Here is an 18741-nt window from a genome sequence, read left to right as displayed (position 1 = left end):
CCTACTCCTTGGCCGCTACATTCACCACACGATTGGTCCGGTCCACCGGCCGTATCTGTTGCCCTTCATGCAGCACATGGCCGCCGGCTGCCACCACCCAGTCCGAGGCATTCAGGCCTTCGAGCACCGGCACGCTGGTTTCGCCGAAAGGCCCAACCCTGACCGGGGTGCGTTTGAGGGTGTCGTGGGCATCGACGCGCCAGACGTAGGTCACGCCGTTTTCGGCGGTCAGCGCCGAAAGGGGCACCGACAGCGGTACCTCGGCGGCGCCCTGGATGAACACCCGGGCACTCTGCCCCAGCTCCGCCGGGATCTTGCCGGCCGTAAAGGCGATGCGGGCGGCAAACGTGCGCGAACGCGGGTCTGCCGACGGCGACAATTCTCGGATATGGCCGTTGAAACGGGCATCCGGTTGCGACCACAACTCGACCGACACCGGCTGGCCGACCTTGAAGCGGCCGAAGTTCTGCTCCGGCAGACTGATCGAGACTTCACGCTCGCCATCGGCAGCCAGGCTAAAGACCGTTTGCCCCGCCGAGACGACTTGGCCGACTTCGACCAGTCGGCGCGCGACCACACCATCGGCCGGGGCACGCAACACCGCATAGCCGGCCTGATTGCGCGCCACGTCGAACTCGGCGCGGATCTGTTTGAGCCGCGCCTGACCGGAACGGAAGAGATTTTCGGCGTTGTCGTATTGGGATTTGCTGACCATTTGCCGGTCCATCAGCGTCTTGTAGCGATCACGCTCGGCACGTACCAGGTTCAGGTTGGCTTCGGCGGCGGCCACTTGGGCGCGGGAGGCTTCCAGTTGCAGGCGCACGTCTTGCGGGTCGAGCTCGGCCAGCGGCTGCTCCGCCTTCACGCGGTCGCCCTCTTCGACCCAGCGGCGGCTGACCTTGCCGCCGATGCGAAACGCCAGTGCCGGCTCGAAGCGCGCATGCACCTCGCCGGGGTAGCTGTCGACCACGGCAGTGGCAGGCTCGGGTTGCACCACCAGCGCCGGGCGCAGGGTGGCTTGGGCCGTCGGTTCCTGGCCACAGGCGCCAAGCAAGAGGGCCAGGGACAGTGGCAAAGCGAGGGGCAAGGCATGGCGCAACATGATGATTGACCTTTCGCGAGAAGGGGTCTGGAATTTTTATACTGGTCAGTATACTAATCCAGCGCCGCCAGACACGGAAGCGTCCAGATCAGGCAATGCCCTGCAACTGCCGGGCGATGTAAGATGTCCAATTGTTTCAAACCACTGTGCACATCCAGCCATGCCAAACGATCCAGCTATCCAGGCAGGCCCGGGCCGCCCCAAGGATCTGGCCAAGCGCCAGGCCATCCTCGAGGCCGCCCGTGATCTGTTTTTGAGTAACGGTTACGCCAACACCAGCATGGATGCTGTCGCCGCTGCGGCGGGTGTTTCAAAATTGACGGTTTACAGCCACTTCACCGATAAGGAGACGCTGTGTTCTTCGGCAGTGATCGCCACGTGCCAGGCGCAGTTGCCCGAGTTGTTTTTCGAGCTGCCCGACGGCGCGCCCATCGAGACGGTCTTGACGACCATCGGCCGAGGCTTTCAGGCGCTGATCAACGGCAACGAGTCGATCAAACTGCACCGCTTGATCATGGCCCTGGGCAGCCAGGACCCGCGCCTGAGCCAGATTTTTTTCGAAGCCGGCCCGCAGCGGGTGCTGCACGAGATGGAGGGGCTGCTCAAGCGCATCGATGCCCGCGGCGAGCTGCGCATCGACCTGCCGCGCCACGCCGCCGAGCACTTTTTCTGCCTGCTCAAGGGCGCGGCCAACTTCCGTCTGCTGCTCGGTTACGCCGAGGCCCCGGACGCCACAACGGCCGAGGCCCATGTGCAGGAAGTGGTGGCGCTGTTTATGCGGGCTTATCGGCCTTGAGGGCTTTTTTCGGGTAGATGTCGTAACGGCTCGACTTGCCTTCCAGGCTGTGGCTGGGCTTGGGCCCCTCGATGCACGGTGCCTTGCGCGGGCGCTTGACCACCACCCGGTGGCTGGCCAGTGCCAGTGCCGCTTCCAGCAAGGCCGGGGCGTCCAGGTCATCGCCGACCAGCGGACGGAAGACCCGCATTTCCTTTTTCACCAGGGCGCTTTTGTCCCGGTGCGGGAACATCGGGTCCAGGTAAATGACCTGCGGCGCCTCGCCTTCCCAACGGCGGATGCGGTCGATGGAGTTGCCGGTCAGCAGGCGCATCCGCGCAACAATGGCGCCAACCTCCAGGTCGTCCCGCGCCCGCGCCAGACCGTCTTCCAGCAAGGCGGCGACCAGCGGCTGACGCTCGATCAGGCTCATCTCACAGCCCAGGCTTGCCAGCACGAAAGCGTCCTTGCCAAGCCCCGCGGTGGCATCGAGCACGCGCGGGCGCACGCCCGGTGCGACCCCAACCGCCTTGGCGATCATCTGCCCGCTGCCGCCGCCGAACAACCGCCGATGGGCCGCCGCCCCTTCGACAAAGTCCACCCGCACAGGGCCCGGCGCTTGCGGACCGAGTTGCTGGACCTGCAAACCGTGTTCACCGACTTGCACGGCAAACTCCGCGTCAGCGTCCTGCAACGGCAACCCGAGGCGCGCAGCCCACTCTTCGGCCTGCGCCTGACACGCCGGGACCAGGGCCTCGACACGAATACGACAGCCCGCTGCTTGCTCAACCATGAATTTCTACACTCAACCATTAAATGATCGGCACATGCGGCCGATAAACCCAGTAATCGCCATTTTGCCAGAGCCGGGGCTCTGCGACTGCCATGATCGACATTACGTCCCTATCGCCAGGTTACCTGTCGCCGGTCGACAGCTACAGCGCTCAGAATATCCAGACCCTGGGCGGCGTCAGCCAGCTCTGGCAGGATTTCTTTGCCCGCGCGCTGGCCGAGCAACAGGGTGATGTGCAGTTTCCGGCCCTGGCCAGTGAAGTGGATGCCAGCAGCGGCGAGCCGATTACCGGCAGCGAAGTCCTGGCACAGATCATCTCCCAGCGCCTGTGCGCTGTGAAAGACACTGACTTGAACCCGCCCGAGCCACTGTTCCTGCCGATCGCCGAGTTCGAGCTGGACCTGCTGGACAAGCCCGCCCCACCCTTCCCCATTGATGAATTGATCGCCCAGCAAAAGAACCTTGAGTTCGACATCAGCTGGCGCCGCCCCATCGTCATGAGCTTTGGTGAGCCGATCCCCGAGCCCGGCCCGGCACCACAATCACGCCCGCTGCGCCTGCCCATCGCCGAATTCGAGGCGGACCTGCTCGACAACGCCGCCGAACCTTACGACGAAGCGACCCTCGACCAGCAGCAGCGCCATCTGGACTTTGACACCCGCTGGGTCAGCCCGGTGGTCTTGCAGAACGTGCGGCTGGCTGCCTGACCTCGCCTTAGCGGCACGCCGACCAGGCGCCCATGTCCAGATGAAAGTGGTCCCGATGGGACGCGTTGTACTCGGGCCCCAGGACCGTTTTGAAGTGTTTGCAGGCACCCTCGTGAACCTGGCGAAGAAAATCCGCATCAGCCCCTTCTTTGCTCCAATCCCGCGCCACACTGATTCGGCGCCCGTCCGCCAGCCGAAAGCCTGCGATATCCAGGGCATTGGCCGTTGCATGCTGACTTCGACGCCCGTCAGCGCGGTTATAGACGTTGCGACAGGCAAAACTGCCCAAATGATCGACCTGGGTTACCGCTTTGCCAAACACCGATTGCGCCGCTGGCTGCAAGGCATGGCGCTCGAACATCACAAACGCGACAGCCAGCGGGCAGCTGGCCAGAAAGCTGCTGTTCAAGCGGACCTGTGAGCCCTGCACGCGCAGAATGTTGGTCAGTGGGCAGGCGGCATTGGCGGCGGAATCGGCTTGACGGGTATAGCGCAGCGAGGAGGTGCCGAGCACCTGTTCGCACAGCTTAAGGTTGTCTTTAAGGCGCCCCAGCTTGAAGCCAGTCAACAGGTTGGGGGGCGCCGCAGTATCCAGCGGCGCCCAGGGGTTCCATGCATCCGGCAGGCGCCAGCCGGTATTCCAGATCAGCCAGCCCGAACCTGCCAACAGCACCAGCAACAGGCTGCGGCGCAGCACGGCGCCCATGAGCATCAGCCCTTGAACTTGGCATTGAGCTGGGCGAACGGCCCATACAAGACATCGGCGCCCGCCTCGGCAAAGGCTTGCAGGCGACGGATGTCGTCCAGGTCTGCTCTGAGGGTTTGCACATCCATCGTCATACTCCCCTGGAATCGGCCGACAGGATTCAAAGCAACCCGAGCTGTTGCACCTCAGGCGCTCTGTCCAGTTCAGGCAAGGCCGGCAGGCCCGGCAATCGTTCCATCAACCGTAGATGAAAACGCTGCGCCAGGGCAGCGGCCAGGCGGTTGTCAGCGGTGTGCAGGAAGATATAGGGCGTGCGCCCTTCTTCGATCCAGGTCGCAATTTTGTCCAGCCAGGGCAGTAGAAAGGGCTCATTGCACTCAAGCTCGGGGTGGCCGATAAACCGCACTTGGGGGGATCGGCTGAAGGCGGCCGGGCGCGGTGGCACACGCGGCTTTTTTGCTTGCGCGTGGCGCACCGACGGCGCTTGCGAGGTGCAACTGAACAGTGCCCGCGGGTCGAGGCAAATGCGTTCGATACCGCGATCGAGCAACAGGCGGTTGAGCAAGCGCTCTTCATCGCCCCTGGCGAAGAACGCCGGATGGCGCACCTCCACCGCAACCGGCACGGTCAGGGCGTCCAGCAGCCCCACCAGTTGGCCAAGCTGCTGCGGGCCAACGGTGGCGGGCAGTTGCAACCAGAACGGGGCAACTCGCCCGCCCAGCGGTTTGAGCAGCGCGATAAAGTCTTCGGCGGCGCTCACCTGTTGGCCAAGGTCACCACCATGGCTGACTTCGCGAGGGAACTTGGCGGTGAAGCGAAAATGCTCGGGCATGCTCGCCGCCCAGCGCTGCACGGTGGCGGGCGCGGGGCTGGCGTAAAAGGTAGTGTTGCCTTCGACGGCGTTGAACACCTGGCTATAGAGAGTCAGGTAATCGGCGGGTTTGGCATCTGCGGGGTACAGGTACTCGCGCCAGGCGCTTTCGCTCCAGGACGGGCACCCGATGAAATACGGCAAGTCGGCATTGGTCATGGGGCTCAAATATACAGATCGAGGCCCAACACTTCATGTTCCCAATCGCCGAATCCGGCGGTGTTCAGGTAGCTGGCCAGTGCCTGGGCGGTGCGTCGGCTGCAGGCGCGGGGGAAGATCATGTCTCGCTGGCGGGCGGGCAAGGTGGAGGCCCGATTCGGTTCGCCCTGGCCGCCGGCACGGGCAGGCGCTGCCTGGGTTTCGAATTCGCCCTCCAGGTCTTCATCCACCTCGGCACTGGCCGCAGGACGTTTGCGCGGCGCGCGCTTGATCGGATAGGACGAAGAAGCAAAACCCTCGATACGCATGGCGGTTTACTCAGGACCAGTGATGGCAATTTAGCGACACCGCAAGGGTGTTGCAAATTTTCGATTGGTAACTGGACCACAGTTTCGGCTAAAGGTTTAGTGCCGGAGGGGGTGAACCGTTGAACAGCAGCGTTTTCCGGGTCCGCTTCGCGGCCCATCGCGGCCAGGTCCGCTCCTACATGTGGGAGCGGACCTGGCCGCGATGGGCTGCAAAGCAGCCCCAAGGTTCAGCGCGCTTTCGGGGTGGCAACCTTATCCCGCAGATAAACAGGCTGCGCCAGATCCGCCGCAATCGCTTCACCACGCTCAAACGCAAACCGCCCCAGAGTCAGCAGGTCCAGCGCATGAGGCAGCATCGAAGCATCCTGCCCAGTGAGTTTCACGTCGATCCGCTCGGCATAGCCCCAACCGGTACCCGCGCCAAACCATTCACCGCTGGCATCCGCCGGTAACGCCGCCTGCTCCGGTGGCAACACGGCTTCAGCGCCGACCAGGCGCATTTCACCGGCCTGTTCGCGGTAGCAGCCCCAATACACTTCGTCCATGCGCGCATCAATCGCCGCCGCTACCTGCTGCGCGCCGTGCTCGCGCAAGGCCCGTTGGGCCAGCAACGCCAGGTTGGACACCGGCAGCACCGGCCGGTCAAGGCCGAACGCCAGGCCCTGAACCACGCCAATGGCAATGCGCACCCCGGTAAACGCGCCTGGGCCACGGCCAAAAGCGATCGCATCAATGGCCGACAGGCTGGTACCGGCTTCGGCCAGGATGGCCTTGATCATGGGCAGGAGTTTTTGCGCGTGCAGGCGCGGGATCACCTCGTAGTGGCTCAGGACCTTGCCGTCATGCAGCAAGGCCACGGAACAGGCTTCAGTGGCGGTATCCAGGGCCAACAAGGTGGTCATCGGTGATTCCAGGCGAGAAAAAGAGCGGCATTATAAACAACAACGGCCCGCAAGCGGGCCGTCGGCGAACACTGTGCGACGAATCAGCTCAGTGCAGCGAGTACCTTGGCGGTGATGGCTTCAACCGAACCCACACCTTCGATATGGCTGTAGACCGGCTTGCCCTTGTCAACGGCGAGGTTCTGGTAGAAGGCTACCAGTGGCTTGGTCTGCTCATGGTAGACCGACAGGCGATGACGCACGGTTTCTTCGGTGTCGTCCTTGCGCTGAACCAGGTCGTCGCCGGTTTCGTCGTCCTTGCCTTCAACCTTCGGCGGGTTGTAGACAACGTGGTAAACGCGGCCCGAGGCCTCGTGTACGCGACGGCCAGCGATACGCTGCACGATCTCTTCGTCTGCAACGGCGATTTCGACCACGTGGTCCAGCTCGACGCCGGCAATCACCAGGGCTTCAGCCTGGGGAATGGTGCGCGGGAAGCCGTCGAACAGGAAGCCGTTGGCGCAGTCAGGCTGGGCGATACGGTCCTTGACCAGGTTGATGATCAGGTCGTCGGAGACCAGCTTGCCGGCGTCCATGATCGCCTTGGCTTCCAGGCCCAACGGGGTGCCGGCCTTGACCGCGGCACGCAGCATGTCGCCGGTGGAGATCTGGGGAATAGCGAATTTTTCAGTGATGAACTTTGCCTGAGTACCTTTGCCGGCCCCGGGAGCTCCCAGCAGAATTACGCGCATCGATGTGCTCCTCAATTTTTTATATGGAAATCGGCGGATCCGCCCAAAAGGACTAATCGCAAAAATTTGTTCAAGCCGCAATACGGCCAAAGGCTGATCAAGATACACAGCACATTCCGGCCACACAAGCCGTCGAAAGTTGGAGCAATCCCCTGCAAAGGGCGCTTTTTGTAGCGGGTTGCCCTGAGCGCAACCCCATCCGAACGCGTGAAATGTGCAACATTCCGAACGCGTTCGAATGGGTTTCAGGCAACCCTTGATCAGACCTTTTTGACGTTAACCGGTGTTACGCAACCCCGCCGCGATACCCGCCACGGTGACCAGCAGCGCTTGCTCCAGAGGGCTGCCCTGTGTCGTTTCCTGCCCTCGGGAACGCGCCAGCAACTCCGCCTGCAATAAATGCAGCGGGTCCAGATAGGTATTGCGCAAACGGATGAATTCCAGCGTATCGGGGCTGTGTGCCAGCAGCACCGGCTGACCGGTTATACCGAGCACCACGGCGCAGGCCTGCGACAATAGGTCGCGCAAATGTGTACCCAAAGGTCGCAGTTGCGGTTGCACTAGACGTTCGTCGTATAGCCGGGCGATGTCGGCATCGGCCTTCGCCAGCACCATTTCCAGCATATCAATGCGTGTGCGAAAGAATGGCCACTGCTCGCGCATGGTCGCCAATAACGGGCCTTGCTGGCGCTCTACCGCCTTGCTCAAGGCCATTTCCCAGCCCAGCCAGGCCGGCAGCATCAGGCGCGTCTGGGTCCAGCCGAAAATCCACGGAATCGCCCGCAGGCTTTCAATCCCACCGGCGCGGCGCTTGGCCGGCCGGCTGCCCAGTGGCAGGCGCCCCAGTTCTTGTTCAGGCGTGGACTGGCGGAAGTACTCGACGAACTCGGGGTTGTCGCGCACCTGGGCCCGGTACGCCTTGACCCCGTCAGCCGCCAGCTGGTCCATCATCTCGCGCCAGGCCGGCTCCGGCGGTGGCGGCGGCAGCAAGGTGGCCTCCAGCACCGCCGCCAGGTAGAGATTGAGGTTCTGTTCGGCGACGTCCGGCAGGCCGAACTTGAAGCGAATCATTTCACCCTGCTCAGTCGTACGGAACCGGCCCGCCACCGAGCCGGGTGGCTGCGACAGGATCGCCGCGTGGGCCGGGCCGCCGCCGCGCCCCACGGTGCCGCCACGGCCATGAAACAACACCAGCTCCACCGACTGCTCGCGGCAGATGCGCACCAGGGTTTCCTGTGCCCGATACTGGGCCCAGGCCGCCGCCGTGGTGCCAGCGTCCTTGGCCGAATCGGAATAGCCGATCATGATTTCCTGCGGCCCATGCAGGCTGGCGCGATAACCCGGCAGGCCGAGCAGGCGCTCAAGCACGGGGCCGGCGTTGTCCAGGTCCGCCAGGGTCTCAAACAGCGGCACCACGCGCATGGGCCGGCGCACGCCCGCTTCCTTGAGCAGCAGTTGAACGGCCAGCACATCGGATGCGGCACCGGCCATGGAGATAACGTAGGAACCCAGGGAAGCCGCCGGCGCAGCGGCAATTTCGCGGCAGGTGGCGAGTACTTCAGCGGTTTCGTCTTCGGGATTGAAGTCGGTCGGCAACAGTGGCCGGCGGTTGGCGAGTTCACGCTGAAGAAACGCAATGCGCGCGTCTTCATCCCAGTCGCCGTAGCTGCCCAGCCCCAGGTAGGCGGTGATTTCGCTCAAGGCGGATGCATGCCGCGCCGCGTCCTGGCGCACATCGAGGCGTACCAGGAACAGGCCAAAGGTGACAGCCCGACGAATGCAATCGAGCAGCGGCCCGTCGGCGATCACGCCCATGCCGCATTCGTGCAACGACTGATAGCAAAGTTCGAGCGGTGCCAGCAAATCGCGGTTGTCGACCAGCACCTCGGCCGTTGTCGGCTGGGTTTCACGCAACGACGCCTGGGCCCAGTTGCGGGTGGCACGCAGGCGTTCGCGCAGCTGCTTGAGCAGCGCCCTGTACGGCTCGGCGCTCTCCCCCACCTGCTGGCGCAAGGCGTTGCTGGCCTGTTGCATGGACAGCTCGGCGGCCAAGCGATCGACATCGCGCAAGAACAGGTCAGCGGCCATCCAGCGCGCCAGCAGCAGGACCTCGCGGGTCACGCAGGCGGTCACGTTTGGGTTGCCGTCACGGTCGCCGCCCATCCACGAGGCAAATTTGATCGGTGCGGCATGCAGCGGCAGGCGCAAGCCCGTGGCGGCGTGCAGGTCCTTGTCGGCCTTGCGCAGGTAATTGGGGATGGCCTGCCAGAGCGAATGCTCGATGACGGCAAAGCCCCACTTCGCTTCATCGACCGGGGTCGGCCGCACGCGGCGGATCTCCTCGGTGTGCCAGGCTTCGGCGATCAGCCGCTGCAAGCGCTCGGCGATCTGTGTGCGTTCCGCCGGGATCAGGTCGCGGTGGTCACCTTCGGCCAGTTGCGCGGCAATCGCGTCGTATTTCTGAATGAGGGTGCGGCGGGCCACTTCGGTGGGGTGCGCGGTCAGCACCAATTCGATGTCCAGGCGCCCCAATTGACGGGCAAGTGCGTCGTCGCGGTGGCCACCGGCCTTGAGCCGCGCCAGCAACTCCGGCAGTACTCGCGCTTCGAACGGCTCGGGCTGACTGGCGTCGCGGCGGCGCATGGTCTGGTACTGCTCGGCGATGTTGGCCAGGTTGAGAAACTGGTTGAACGCCCGGGCCACCGGTAGCAGTTCGTCTTCCTGCAGGTCATTGAGGCTTGAGCTCAACTGTTCGGCACTGACCTCAGCGTCGCTCCGGTCGGCCTTGGCGCCGTGGCGAATGCGTTCGATCTTGGCCACAAACGCCTCGCCATGTTGATCACGAATGGTGTTGCCCAACAACTCGCCCAACAGGTGCACATCTTCACGCAGGCGCGCATCGATCTCGCTCATCAGTGAATCTCCGGCATCGGGAAAAACAACGTGGGGAACAGAGTGCCCCAGCCTTGCCTCTGTAGACAAGGCGACCAAGGTGTTGCCGTTGCTCAAACGCAGCTAAGCTCAAGTAAGCCGTATACGGTTCGTGCCGCCGGCTCGCCAGTTCCCGCGGATGCGGGATTCGATGAGGTCATTATGAAAATCCGCGAACTCGCCCAACATTGGGAAGAAAATGCCAAGGGTCGTCTGACCAAGACCGGCTATGCGCTGCACCTGGATGTGGAGGCCGCAGCGCGGCTGGCGGCCATCGCCGAGATGTACCCCAAACGCCAACCTGAAGAGCTGCTGGGCGAACTGCTCGGCGCTGCGCTGGAAGAACTGGAAGCGAGCTTCCCCTATGTCAAGGGCCAGCAAGTGGTGGCCCTTGATGAGGAAGGCGATCCACTGTACGAAGACATTGGCCCTACTCCGCGCTTCCTCGCGTTGTCACGCCGCTACTTGCACGATTTGTCGGCGCAGATCGACGACAAGAAACACTGATTACCGCGCTCACCCCCCCTTAGGCACCGGCCCCGGACACGGGCTCGGTGCCTCACGCTGGCCGGGCACAGAACCGTCGGGTGGAAGTGACGATTTCCAACGATAACCAGCCTGTGGCGCCGCGGACGGTGAGCAGCACACAATAAGCTTGAACCCCCAATGTAAGATGGATATCCAACCTTTGGGGTGCAGTTCAAAATGTGGGAGCGGATTTATCCGCGAATAGCAGCGACGCGGTTTGCCTGATATACCGCAGCGGCTGGATTCGCGGATAAATCCGCTCCCACATCTTGGGTGAGGTTGTAATTGCGGGTTACTGCACCTGCTGCGGAGTTTCCTGCCCCATGCATCTCACCGCCTGCTTCTTGCCATCGACCAGCACCCCGGTCAGCCCCTTTTGTTCGGTATCAAACAACACCAGCACCCCATCAATGCACTGGGCCACTTGCGGCGCCGGGCTCAGGGCGGTCTTGTAGTCTTCGCCCGGCACGGTCTTGAGCATGGTGAACTCGGACAACAGCAGCGCGTCCTCGGGCTTGGCGAAGTGCAGGTAGCCGTAGTACCACAGGCAAGCGACGGTGCCGAGGATGCTGCCGATGCCGGTGAGGATCAGGGGGATGGCGTTGCGTTCTTCATTCATTGCGAACTCTCGGATTTTGCGGAAGGCGGATAGTTGGGGTCTTCGGCCAGCCGACGCAAGCCGTTGAAGTGCTCAGGATCTTCAAGGAAGCGCAGCATGACCTGTCGCCAGGTGGGGTCGGTAAAGGTCTGCACGTGACCACCGCGGGTCAACTGCAGCACCTTGGGCGGCGACGCAGCTTGATACAAGCGGATGCCATTGGAAAGCGGAACCAGTGGGTCATCGATGCTGTGGAAGAACAACTGCGGCACACCGGTGAGTTTGGGGATGGCGTAGATGGCGCTGTCGCTGTCCGGCACCAGCCACGACAGTGGCACCTGCAACGGCCAGGTCAGCCAGTGGGTACTCAAGGCAAAACGGCCGACCTCCCGATAGCTGGCCGGCACGCCATCAAAGACCATGGCCTTGAAGCGTTGGCGCTGCTCAGGGTGCCCGGCCAGGTAATGAACCCCGACCGCACCGCCCAGGCTTTGGCCCAGCAACACCAGTGGCTTGCCCTTCACTTCAGGCGCCCGTTGCAACCAGTCGAGCGCCGCCGCCACGTCCTGATACACCGCCGGCAAGCTCGGCGTGCCCTGGGACAAACCGTAGCCGCGGTAGTCCATCAACAACACCTGATAGCCCTGCGCCGGTAACCACCAACTGGCGCCCAGGTGCCACGCGAGGTTGCCACCATTGCCGTGCAAGTGCAGCACCGTGCCCTTGACCTCAACCCCCGCCTTGGCCGGCAACCACCAGGCGTGCAGGCGAGTACCGTCGGCCGCCGTGAAGGTCAGATCGCGGTACTCAAGCTTGGCTTTTTCGGGAGTGAAAGGCTGGCCCGGCTCGGGATAGAACAGCAGCGAGCTGCAGCCCGCCATCATCAGGGTAATGGCGAGGAACAACAACTTACAGAATGTTCGCGTAGTCGGCTTCAATCCGGTCCAGGCTCAAGTGGTTGAGGAAGTTGGAGAAACACATCCAGGCCGACAGCGCGTTCAGGTCGCGGAACTGCTCCGGCAAGTACTTGGGCGCCACCACCAGCCCTTCATCCACCAATTGGCGCAGGGTCCGCATGTCTTCCAGGGTGGCCTTACCGCAGAACAACAGCGGGATCTGCTCCAGCTTGCCTTTGCGCACGGCCAGCTGAATGTAGTTGTAGACCATGATGAAGCCCTTGAGATAGGACAAGTCTTTGGTGAACGGCAGGCCATTGGGCACTGACCCGCGGAACACCCGGCTGGCATTGCCGTAGCTTTCCGGCAGGCCGAAGCCCTGCTCACGGAAAAACTCGAAAATCTGCAGGAAATCGGCGCCCTCTTCCACCATATGGATCGCACGGGTGCGGTTGGTCAGCTTGCGCAGGCGGCTGGGGTAGGAGGCGAAGGCAATCACTTCCATCAGGATCGCCAGGCCTTCCTGAGTCACCGTCGACGAGGGCGGGCCCTTGGCCAGGAAGGTGCAGATCGGCTGGTTCAGGCCGTTCAGGGTCGTGCCCACATGCACCAGCCCTTCGTGCACTTCCAGCGCGCGCACGTCGCGGCTGTTGAACATGGCGTCGGCACGGATCTTGATGTAATCGGCGCCGGCGGCCGCATCGGCGACGATACCGTCCGAGACAAACACCCGCACCGTTTCCTCGGCTTCACCAAAGACCCTGTTCAGCCGGTGCTGGAGCATTTCAACGGCTTGCGGCGCCGTGAGGGTCTTGGGCTCGTCCTTGAGGTCGCCGCGCCCGGCGATGTTGTTCAGGTAGTCGGAGAGCATGATGCCCAGGTCCGACAGCGTCGGGTCGCCGGCATGAAAGGCATCGGAGGCAGCGCCATACAACTCCTGGGAAATCAGCCCGAAGTCCTCGGTGCCGCGTGCTTCGAGCATCCGCACGACCATGCGGTATTCCTTGCACATGCGCCGCATGATCTGCCCCACCGGGTTGAACTGGCCCAGCTGGCGAGTGATGTCGCGTTCGATGTTCTGAAATTCAAGCTTGACGGCGCTTGAGTCGAACCCCAGCGGCCGACTCTGGTAATAGGCACGGTCGACCGCGGGCGGCTCCTTGCCCTTGCCCTTGAGAAAGCCGTCGCGAATAGACTCGTCCCACTTCACTGCATCGAGCACGCGAATCGGCGTTTGCGCCAGCACGATGCGATCGGACAAGCCGCGTATGGTCTGCTGGTACTCGTCCACGCCTGGCTCCTTGTTTGAACGCTATGGGGCTTACTTGCTTGTACGTCGCTGGTAACGGGCGGCTTCGACGAAAACGTCGGAGTTGGCCGGGTCATCCAGATAGGCGAAGACCTGCGGCAAGGGGCTGGAAATGAATGCCCCGTCACCGTCATCGGTCTCGAAGGTATCACCGCTCATCATGCGCTGATCGAGTATCAGTTTGAAGCGTTCCAGGTCCAGGCTGTAAACCACCAGCTCCTGGTTGTCGGTCAGCTCGAAGCCGGCAATGGCGTAATGGCCACCGTATTTATCCGGCACCGGCGCCGACAGGTACCAGCGGCTGCCATGCCGCGAAACCGTGAACGGGTAGGCCTGACGCTGGCTTTTCTTGCCCTTGGGGTAGCTGACGGCCTGGTAGCGGTTCTGCCCGTCGCGGCTGATTTCAAGGTAAAGGGCCTCGCCCCAGGCATCCTTGCTGGACCACTTGCCCAACAGCGCCACCGGCGCCGCTTGATCGGCCGGGATCGGATCCTTGAAGGTCACCAGACACCCGCTCAACAGCAAAAACGTCACGGCCAAAACGACACGCCAGGCTTTCATCCAGCTCTCCTTGTAAGACCGCCGTTCAGGTCGACGCCAACACCAGATGCATATATCGAGTGAGGATGGCGAGGGTTTCGTCCTCGGCAGGCGGCTGCGCATGATTGAGCAGAGCCTGATATTCCATCCGCCCGATAATCGCCGTCAACACTTTGGCATCCTGTTGCGGCTCGCGGGAACCCACGACCTGAAGCATCTGACAGGTGCCTTGCAACAAGATTCGCTGGTGCGAGCAGACCAATTCGGCCAACCGCGGGTTGATCAGCGCTTCCTGGCGGAACGCCTGTTCGGCCATCAGGTAATCGCGCCGGGTGTTGATCTGGTGCACCACGTAGTCGGCCGTGAGCTTGGCCACTTCATCGGCAAGCCGCGCCTGCGAGGCCGGGCTGCCATCGCCCTGGGCCATCAACTGGCGCAGGATCAGCTCGGTGTTGGTCCACAGCTTGGCCAGGAAATCGGCGCTGCGCTCCACGTAGAGGGCGAAGGCATCGCTGAGCAGGTCCTGAATATCCTTGAAGTAATAGGTGGTCGCCGACAGTGGCACACCGGCTTGCGCGGCGACCGCGCGGTGACGTACACCACGCACGCCATCGCGCACGACAATGCGCAAGGCCGCATCGAGAATCTCCTGACGGCGCAGCTCGCTGCCCTGGCGACTGGCCTTGCGGCCCTGGTACTGAACACTTTCTGCCACGGCGGTGGCGACACCGGCGGCACCTTGCTGAGCCATTACAGGAGTCACTGCGCGAACCCTCGGAACTTGTCTATCGAATCAACTTTTTTTGGCCAAGAAAAAGCCGCCTGAGGAGGCGGCTTGTTCACGGCGGTCAGGCCTGGGGACGCATGTGCGGGAACAGGATCACATCGCGGATCGACGGAGAGTTGGTCAACAGCATGACCAGACGGTCGATGCCGATGCCCTCACCCGCCGTTGGCGGCATGCCGTACTCCAGCGCGCGAACGAAGTCGGCGTCGTAGTGCATGGCTTCGTCGTCACCGGCGTCCTTCTCGGCCACCTGCGCCATGAAGCGCTCGGCCTGGTCTTCGGCATCATTGAGCTCGGAGTAGGCGTTGGCGATTTCGCGGCCACCGATAAACAGCTCGAAGCGGTCGGTGACGTTCGGGTTTTCATCGTTGCGGCGCGCCAGCGGCGACACTTCGAACGGGTACTGGGTAATGAAGTGCGGCTGCTCCAGCTTGTCCTCGACCAGTTCTTCGAAAATCATCACTTGCAGCTTGCCCAGGCCTTCGAAGCCCAACACCTTGGCGCCGGCTTTCTTGGCGATCTCGCGAGCCTTGTCAATGTCTTGCAGGTCGGCAGCGGTCAGTTCCGGGTTGTACTTGAGGATCGCGTCGAACACCGACAGGCGCACGAACGGCTCGCCGAAGTGGAACACCTTGTCGCCGTACGGCACGTCGGTGCTGCCCAGGACCAGCTGCGCCAGCTCGCGGAACAGCTCTTCGGTCAGGTCCATGTTGTCTTCGTAATCGGCATGGGCCTGGTAGAACTCGAGCATGGTGAACTCGGGGTTGTGCCGGGTCGATACGCCTTCGTTACGGAAGTTGCGGTTGATCTCGAAGACTTTCTCGAAGCCGCCAACCACCAGACGCTTCAGATACAGCTCTGGCGCGATACGAAGGAACATCTGCATGTCCAGCGCATTGTGATGGGTCTCGAACGGCTTGGCCGCCGCACCACCGGGAATGGTTTGCAGCATCGGTGTTTCAACTTCCAGGAAGTCACGCTGGATCAGGAAGTTGCGGATGTGGGCGATGACTTGCGAGCGCACGCGGAAGGTCTGGCGAGTTTCCTCGTTGACCATCAGGTCGACGTAACGCTGGCGATAACGCTGCTCGGTATCGGTCAGGCCATGGTGCTTGTCTGGCAGCGGACGCAGCGACTTGGTCAGCAGGCGCACGCGGGTCATCTCAACGTAGAGGTCACCCTTGCCGGAACGGGCCAGGGTGCCTTCGGCGGCGATGATGTCGCCCAGGTCCCAGGTCTTGACCGCGGCCAGGGTTTCTTCCGACAGGGTCTTGCGGTTGACGTAGACCTGGATACGCCCGGTCATGTCCTGGATCACCATGAACGAGCCACGGTTGAGCATGATGCGACCGGCAACCTTGACCGGGATCGCTGCAGCTTCCAGCTCTTCCTTGGTCTTGTCGACATACTGTTTCTGCAGGTCATCGCAGTAGCTGTCACGGCGGAAGTCGTTGGGGAAGGCCTGACCCTTGGCGCGCTCTGCGGCAAGTTTTTCCTTGCGCAGGGCGATCAGAGTGTTTTCTTCCTGTTGCAGGTCTTGCGGGTCGAGTTTGAGGTCGCTCATGTCGTCACATTTTCCATCACGGGTTCATTGCCCCTTGCCTGCGGCAAGGGATCGCGGGCAAGCCCTGCTCCTACAAGAAGCGTGCTCTGCCCGCAGCACAGGTGTCGCGCTTACAGCCCCTGTTTGAGGCTGGCTTCCAGGTATTCGTCGATGTCGCCGTCGAGCACCTTGTCGCAGTCGCTGCGCTCGATGTTGGTGCGCAGGTCCTTGATCCGCGAGGCGTCCAGCACGTACGAACGGATCTGGTGACCCCAGCCGATGTCCGACTTGGTGTCTTCCAGAGCCTGGGACGCGGCGCTGCGGCGTTGCATTTCCTGCTCGTACAACCTGGCCCGCAGCATTTTCATGGCGGTGTCCTTGTTGGCGTGCTGGGAACGTTCGTTCTGGCAGCTGACCACGGTGTTGGTCGGTACGTGGGTAATCCGTACGGCCGAGTCGGTGGTGTTAACGTGCTGACCACCCGCGCCCGAGGAGCGGTAGGTGTCGATGCGCAGGTCGGCCGGGTTGATCTCGATTTCCACCTTGTCGTCGATCTCGGGAGAGACGAACACGGCAGAGAACGAGGTGTGGCGACGGTTGCCGGAGTCGAACGGGCTCTTGCGCACCAGACGGTGCACGCCGATCTCGGTACGCAACCAACCAAAGGCGTACTCGCCCTTGATGTGCACGGTAGCGCCCTTGATGCCAGCGACTTCGCCGGCGGACAGCTCCATGATGGTGGCGTCGAAACCGCGCTTGTCGGCCCAGCGCAGGTACATGCGCAGCAGGATGTTGGCCCAGTCCTGGGCTTCGGTACCGCCGGAGCCGGCCTGGATGTCCAGGTAGGCGTTGTTCATGTCCATTTCACCGCTGAACATGCGGCGGAATTCCAGCTTCTCCAGCGACTCGCGCAGGCGGTCGATTTCGGTGACGACATCGGCGACAGCGCCTTCGTCATCTTCCTCGACGGCCATATCCAGCAAGTCACGGGCATCACTCAGGCCACCGGACATATCGTCCAGGGTCTCGACGATCTGAGCCAGCGCAGCGCGCTCACGGCCCAGTTCCTGAGCGTACTCGGGTTTGTTCCAGACGCTCGGGTCTTCGAGCTCGCGGTTGACTTCGATCAGGCGGTCATGCTTTTGATCGTAGTCAAAGATACCCCCGAATGGACTCGGAGCGCTCGGTCAGGTCCTTGATGCTGTTCAGGATCGGGTTGATTTCCATGGGCGGGCGGTTCTCGTACGTAAGGCTGTCAAAAGCCGGAGAGTATACCCCAGTCCGGGGGATGGCGGCAGCCCGCCTGGCGGGTTTGGGGGTCAGAGAACGGGGTGACCCAGAGAATTGGGGCGCCGCAGGATGTTGCTGCGGCAATGGTTATAACTGATCCGGCAGGATTGCTGTTGCCAGACCCGGCCTCATCGCGAGCAAGCTTTGCTCCTACAAAAGCCCCCGCTCAACATCTGTGGGGAAGCTCGCGATGAGGCCTTTGAAAGCGGCTGCCTCAGTCCACCCCGACCTGATTACGGCCATTGTGCTTGGCCAGGTACAGGCCCTTGTCCGCCGCCGAGATCAATTGCCGGCAATGGCTGCCCGGCTGCGGGGTCTGGGTGGCGACGCCGATGCTGACGGTCAGGTGCAAGCCCGGGTCAGGGGCGATGTGCGGGACTTTCAGGGCGGCGACGGTCTGGCGCAGCTTTTCGGCCACGAGCCGCGCACCACCGAGTGAGGTGTTGGGCAGCACCAGCGCGAATTCTTCTCCGCCGTAGCGGGCTGGCAGGTCCGACGGCCGGCTGCAGGTGTTGCGAATGGCCTCGGCCACCCGGCGCAGGGCCTCGTCGCCGTCAAGATGGCCGAAGTTGTCGTTATAGCACTTGAAATAGTCGACATCGATCATCAACAGCGACAATTGTGTCTGCTCACGCAGGGCACGGCGCCATTCCAGTTCCAAATACTCGTCGAAGTGGCGACGGTTGGAGAGCCCGGTCAGGCCATCGGAGTTCATCAACCGTTGCAGCACCAGGTTGGTGTCCAGCAGTTGCTGCTGGCTGACCCGCAGGGCGCGGTAGGCTTCGTCCCGCTGCAGCAGGGTCAGGTAGGACCGCGAGTGGTAGCGAATGCGCGCTACCAGCTCGATATTGTCTGGCAGCTTGACCAGGTAATCGTTGGCACCGGCGGCAAACGCGGCGCTCTTGATCAACGGCTCTTCCTTGGTCGACAGGACGATGATCGGGATGTCCCGGGTGGCCGGGTGGGCCCGGTATTCGCGCACCAGAGTCAGCCCGTCGAGGCCCGGCATCACCAGGTCCTGCAGGATCACTGTCGGCTTGATGCGGACCGCCTGGGAGATGGCCTGGTGGGGATCGGCGCAAAAATGGAAGTCGATGTTCTCTTCCTGGGCCAGACCGCGGCGCACGGCTTCGCCGATCATGGCCTGGTCGTCGACCAGCAGCACCATCGCGGCGTTTTCGTTGGCGGTCTTGAAACCGTCGATCGGTAGATCATTCATGCGTTGTCACCTGATTACTGCTTGCCATCCGGCATAGCCGAATATT

General features: G+C 62.6%; 20 protein-coding genes and 1 pseudogene. 4 read left to right on the top strand and 17 right to left on the bottom strand.

The features are described from left to right. Position 1: 1 nt before the first annotated feature. Positions 2 to 1102, bottom strand: coding sequence for an efflux RND transporter periplasmic adaptor subunit (locus GUY40_RS05995; protein WP_166568029.1), 1101 nt, complete (start codon positions 1100 to 1102; stop codon positions 2 to 4). Positions 1103 to 1262: 160 nt separating this feature from the next. Here GUY40_RS05995 and GUY40_RS05990 point away from each other — a divergent pair, with 160 nt between their 5' ends. Next, positions 1263 to 1898 (top strand): TetR/AcrR family transcriptional regulator, encoded by a 636-nt coding sequence (locus GUY40_RS05990; RefSeq protein WP_166568028.1) that lies wholly within the window; start codon positions 1263 to 1265, stop codon positions 1896 to 1898. Here the strand turns inward: GUY40_RS05990 and GUY40_RS05985 are convergent. Continuing rightward, positions 1876 to 2670 carry a class I SAM-dependent methyltransferase gene (locus GUY40_RS05985; RefSeq protein ID WP_166568027.1) on the bottom strand — a complete coding sequence of 265 codons (795 nt, stop codon included), beginning with the start codon at positions 2668 to 2670 and terminating at the stop codon, positions 1876 to 1878. The genes GUY40_RS05990 and GUY40_RS05985 overlap by 23 nt on opposite strands. 92 nt (positions 2671 to 2762) lie before the next feature. Between GUY40_RS05985 and GUY40_RS05980 the strand changes: the two genes are divergently transcribed. Then, entirely contained in the window at positions 2763 to 3377 is a 615-nt protein-coding gene (locus GUY40_RS05980; protein WP_166568026.1) for an energy transducer TonB, read from the top strand. Between the two features lie 7 nt (positions 3378 to 3384). Here GUY40_RS05980 and GUY40_RS05975 read toward each other — a convergent pair whose 3' ends face one another. The 7 genes from GUY40_RS05975 to ppc all read right to left on the bottom strand — a co-directional run bounded on the left by GUY40_RS05975 (position 3385) and on the right by ppc (position 9967). Next, a complete protein-coding gene (locus GUY40_RS05975) occupies positions 3385 to 4083 on the bottom strand; it encodes an extensin family protein (protein ID WP_166568025.1) in 699 nt (232 codons plus the stop codon). Between the two features lie 5 nt (positions 4084 to 4088). Beyond that, positions 4089 to 4211 (bottom strand): hypothetical protein, encoded by a 123-nt coding sequence (locus GUY40_RS28180; protein WP_256675653.1) that lies wholly within the window; start codon positions 4209 to 4211, stop codon positions 4089 to 4091. Between the two features lie 32 nt (positions 4212 to 4243). Continuing rightward, positions 4244 to 5113 carry a DUF72 domain-containing protein gene (locus tag GUY40_RS05970; protein ID WP_166568024.1) on the bottom strand — a complete coding sequence of 290 codons (870 nt, stop codon included), beginning with the start codon at positions 5111 to 5113 and terminating at the stop codon, positions 4244 to 4246. Between the two features lie 5 nt (positions 5114 to 5118). Continuing rightward, a complete protein-coding gene (locus GUY40_RS05965) occupies positions 5119 to 5421 on the bottom strand; it encodes a hypothetical protein (RefSeq protein ID WP_166568023.1) in 303 nt (100 codons plus the stop codon). A 227-nt stretch (positions 5422 to 5648) separates the two neighbouring features. Then, positions 5649 to 6323 (bottom strand): tRNA (adenosine(37)-N6)-threonylcarbamoyltransferase complex dimerization subunit type 1 TsaB, encoded by a 675-nt coding sequence (tsaB, locus tag GUY40_RS05960; protein ID WP_166568022.1) that lies wholly within the window; start codon positions 6321 to 6323, stop codon positions 5649 to 5651. A gap of 83 nt (positions 6324 to 6406) precedes the next feature. Then, positions 6407 to 7054, bottom strand: a complete 648-nt coding sequence (gene adk, locus GUY40_RS05955) for an adenylate kinase (protein WP_166568021.1) — start codon at positions 7052 to 7054, stop codon at positions 6407 to 6409. Between the two features lie 276 nt (positions 7055 to 7330). Next, a complete protein-coding gene (gene ppc / locus GUY40_RS05950) occupies positions 7331 to 9967 on the bottom strand; it encodes a phosphoenolpyruvate carboxylase (RefSeq protein WP_166568020.1) in 2637 nt (878 codons plus the stop codon). 180 nt (positions 9968 to 10147) lie between these two features. Here ppc and GUY40_RS05945 point away from each other — a divergent pair, with 180 nt between their 5' ends. Continuing rightward, positions 10148 to 10492 (top strand): pilin assembly protein, encoded by a 345-nt coding sequence (locus GUY40_RS05945; protein ID WP_166568019.1) that lies wholly within the window; start codon positions 10148 to 10150, stop codon positions 10490 to 10492. Positions 10493 to 10545: 53 nt separating this feature from the next. After that, positions 10546 to 10638: pseudogene (locus GUY40_RS28705) on the top strand (hypothetical protein); the annotation flags it as partial. Positions 10639 to 10805: 167 nt separating this feature from the next. On the opposite strand, the gene GUY40_RS05940 reads toward GUY40_RS28705, so the two are convergent. The 8 genes from GUY40_RS05940 to GUY40_RS05905 form a co-directional block, all read right to left on the bottom strand. Beyond that, on the bottom strand, positions 10806 to 11132 hold the full coding sequence (locus GUY40_RS05940; protein ID WP_166568018.1) for a hypothetical protein: 327 nt from the start codon (positions 11130 to 11132) through the stop codon (positions 10806 to 10808). Then, positions 11129 to 12049: an alpha/beta hydrolase gene (locus GUY40_RS05935; protein ID WP_178117704.1), complete on the bottom strand. Its 921-nt coding sequence runs from the start codon at positions 12047 to 12049 to the stop codon at positions 11129 to 11131. Before GUY40_RS05935 ends, GUY40_RS05940 begins: the two co-directional genes overlap by 4 nt. Then, positions 12021 to 13298, bottom strand: coding sequence for a flavohemoglobin expression-modulating QEGLA motif protein (locus tag GUY40_RS05930; protein WP_166568017.1), 1278 nt, complete (start codon positions 13296 to 13298; stop codon positions 12021 to 12023). The genes GUY40_RS05935 and GUY40_RS05930 overlap by 29 nt, the downstream gene beginning before the upstream one ends. 30 nt (positions 13299 to 13328) lie before the next feature. Next, on the bottom strand, positions 13329 to 13877 hold the full coding sequence (locus GUY40_RS05925; protein ID WP_166568016.1) for a hypothetical protein: 549 nt from the start codon (positions 13875 to 13877) through the stop codon (positions 13329 to 13331). 25 nt (positions 13878 to 13902) lie between these two features. Then, a complete protein-coding gene (locus GUY40_RS05920; RefSeq protein ID WP_166568015.1) occupies positions 13903 to 14607 on the bottom strand; it encodes a TetR/AcrR family transcriptional regulator in 705 nt (234 codons plus the stop codon). Positions 14608 to 14704: 97 nt separating this feature from the next. Next, positions 14705 to 16207 carry a lysine--tRNA ligase gene (gene lysS / locus GUY40_RS05915; protein WP_166568014.1) on the bottom strand — a complete coding sequence of 501 codons (1503 nt, stop codon included), beginning with the start codon at positions 16205 to 16207 and terminating at the stop codon, positions 14705 to 14707. 110 nt (positions 16208 to 16317) lie between these two features. Further along, a protein-coding gene (gene prfB, locus GUY40_RS05910; protein ID WP_166568013.1) for a peptide chain release factor 2 occupies positions 16318 to 17413 on the bottom strand; the annotation gives its coding sequence in 2 pieces (ribosomal slippage) (positions 16318 to 17340 and positions 17342 to 17413; 1095 coding nt in all). A 277-nt stretch (positions 17414 to 17690) separates the two neighbouring features. Then, positions 17691 to 18695, bottom strand: a complete 1005-nt coding sequence (locus GUY40_RS05905) for a PleD family two-component system response regulator (protein WP_166568012.1) — start codon at positions 18693 to 18695, stop codon at positions 17691 to 17693. Positions 18696 to 18741 lie beyond the last annotated feature (46 nt).

Source organism: Pseudomonas sp. R5(2019), from assembly GCF_009905435.1.
Lineage (GTDB): Bacteria > Pseudomonadota > Gammaproteobacteria > Pseudomonadales > Pseudomonadaceae > Aquipseudomonas.
The sequence above is the reverse complement of the archived record's forward strand: the minus strand, read 5'-3'. Positions and strand labels throughout refer to the sequence as shown.

Bases quoted from the DNA above. Each gene is read 5' to 3' on its own strand.
- GUY40_RS05945 (WP_166568019.1), top strand. From the start codon at position 10,148: ATGAAAATCCGCGAACTCGCCCAACATTGGGAAGAAAATGCCAAGGGT.
- ppc (WP_166568020.1), bottom strand. From the start codon at position 9,967: ATGAGCGAGATCGATGCGCGCCTGCGTGAAGATGTGCACCTGTTGGGC.
- GUY40_RS05985 (WP_166568027.1), bottom strand. From the start codon at position 2,670: ATGGTTGAGCAAGCAGCGGGCTGTCGTATTCGTGTCGAGGCCCTGGTC.
- GUY40_RS05990 (WP_166568028.1), top strand. From the start codon at position 1,263: ATGCCAAACGATCCAGCTATCCAGGCAGGCCCGGGCCGCCCCAAGGAT.
- GUY40_RS05920 (WP_166568015.1), bottom strand. From the start codon at position 14,607: ATGGCTCAGCAAGGTGCCGCCGGTGTCGCCACCGCCGTGGCAGAAAGT.
- GUY40_RS05925 (WP_166568016.1), bottom strand. From the start codon at position 13,877: ATGAAAGCCTGGCGTGTCGTTTTGGCCGTGACGTTTTTGCTGTTGAGC.
- GUY40_RS05940 (WP_166568018.1), bottom strand. From the start codon at position 11,132: ATGAATGAAGAACGCAACGCCATCCCCCTGATCCTCACCGGCATCGGC.
- GUY40_RS28180 (WP_256675653.1), bottom strand. From the start codon at position 4,211: ATGGATGTGCAAACCCTCAGAGCAGACCTGGACGACATCCGTCGCCTG.
- GUY40_RS05970 (WP_166568024.1), bottom strand. From the start codon at position 5,113: ATGACCAATGCCGACTTGCCGTATTTCATCGGGTGCCCGTCCTGGAGC.
- GUY40_RS05975 (WP_166568025.1), bottom strand. From the start codon at position 4,083: ATGGGCGCCGTGCTGCGCCGCAGCCTGTTGCTGGTGCTGTTGGCAGGT.
- adk (WP_166568021.1), bottom strand. From the start codon at position 7,054: ATGCGCGTAATTCTGCTGGGAGCTCCCGGGGCCGGCAAAGGTACTCAG.
- GUY40_RS05980 (WP_166568026.1), top strand. From the start codon at position 2,763: ATGATCGACATTACGTCCCTATCGCCAGGTTACCTGTCGCCGGTCGAC.
- GUY40_RS05995 (WP_166568029.1), bottom strand. From the start codon at position 1,102: ATGTTGCGCCATGCCTTGCCCCTCGCTTTGCCACTGTCCCTGGCCCTC.
- tsaB (WP_166568022.1), bottom strand. From the start codon at position 6,323: ATGACCACCTTGTTGGCCCTGGATACCGCCACTGAAGCCTGTTCCGTG.
- lysS (WP_166568014.1), bottom strand. From the start codon at position 16,207: ATGAGCGACCTCAAACTCGACCCGCAAGACCTGCAACAGGAAGAAAAC.
- GUY40_RS05965 (WP_166568023.1), bottom strand. From the start codon at position 5,421: ATGCGTATCGAGGGTTTTGCTTCTTCGTCCTATCCGATCAAGCGCGCG.
- GUY40_RS05905 (WP_166568012.1), bottom strand. From the start codon at position 18,695: ATGAATGATCTACCGATCGACGGTTTCAAGACCGCCAACGAAAACGCC.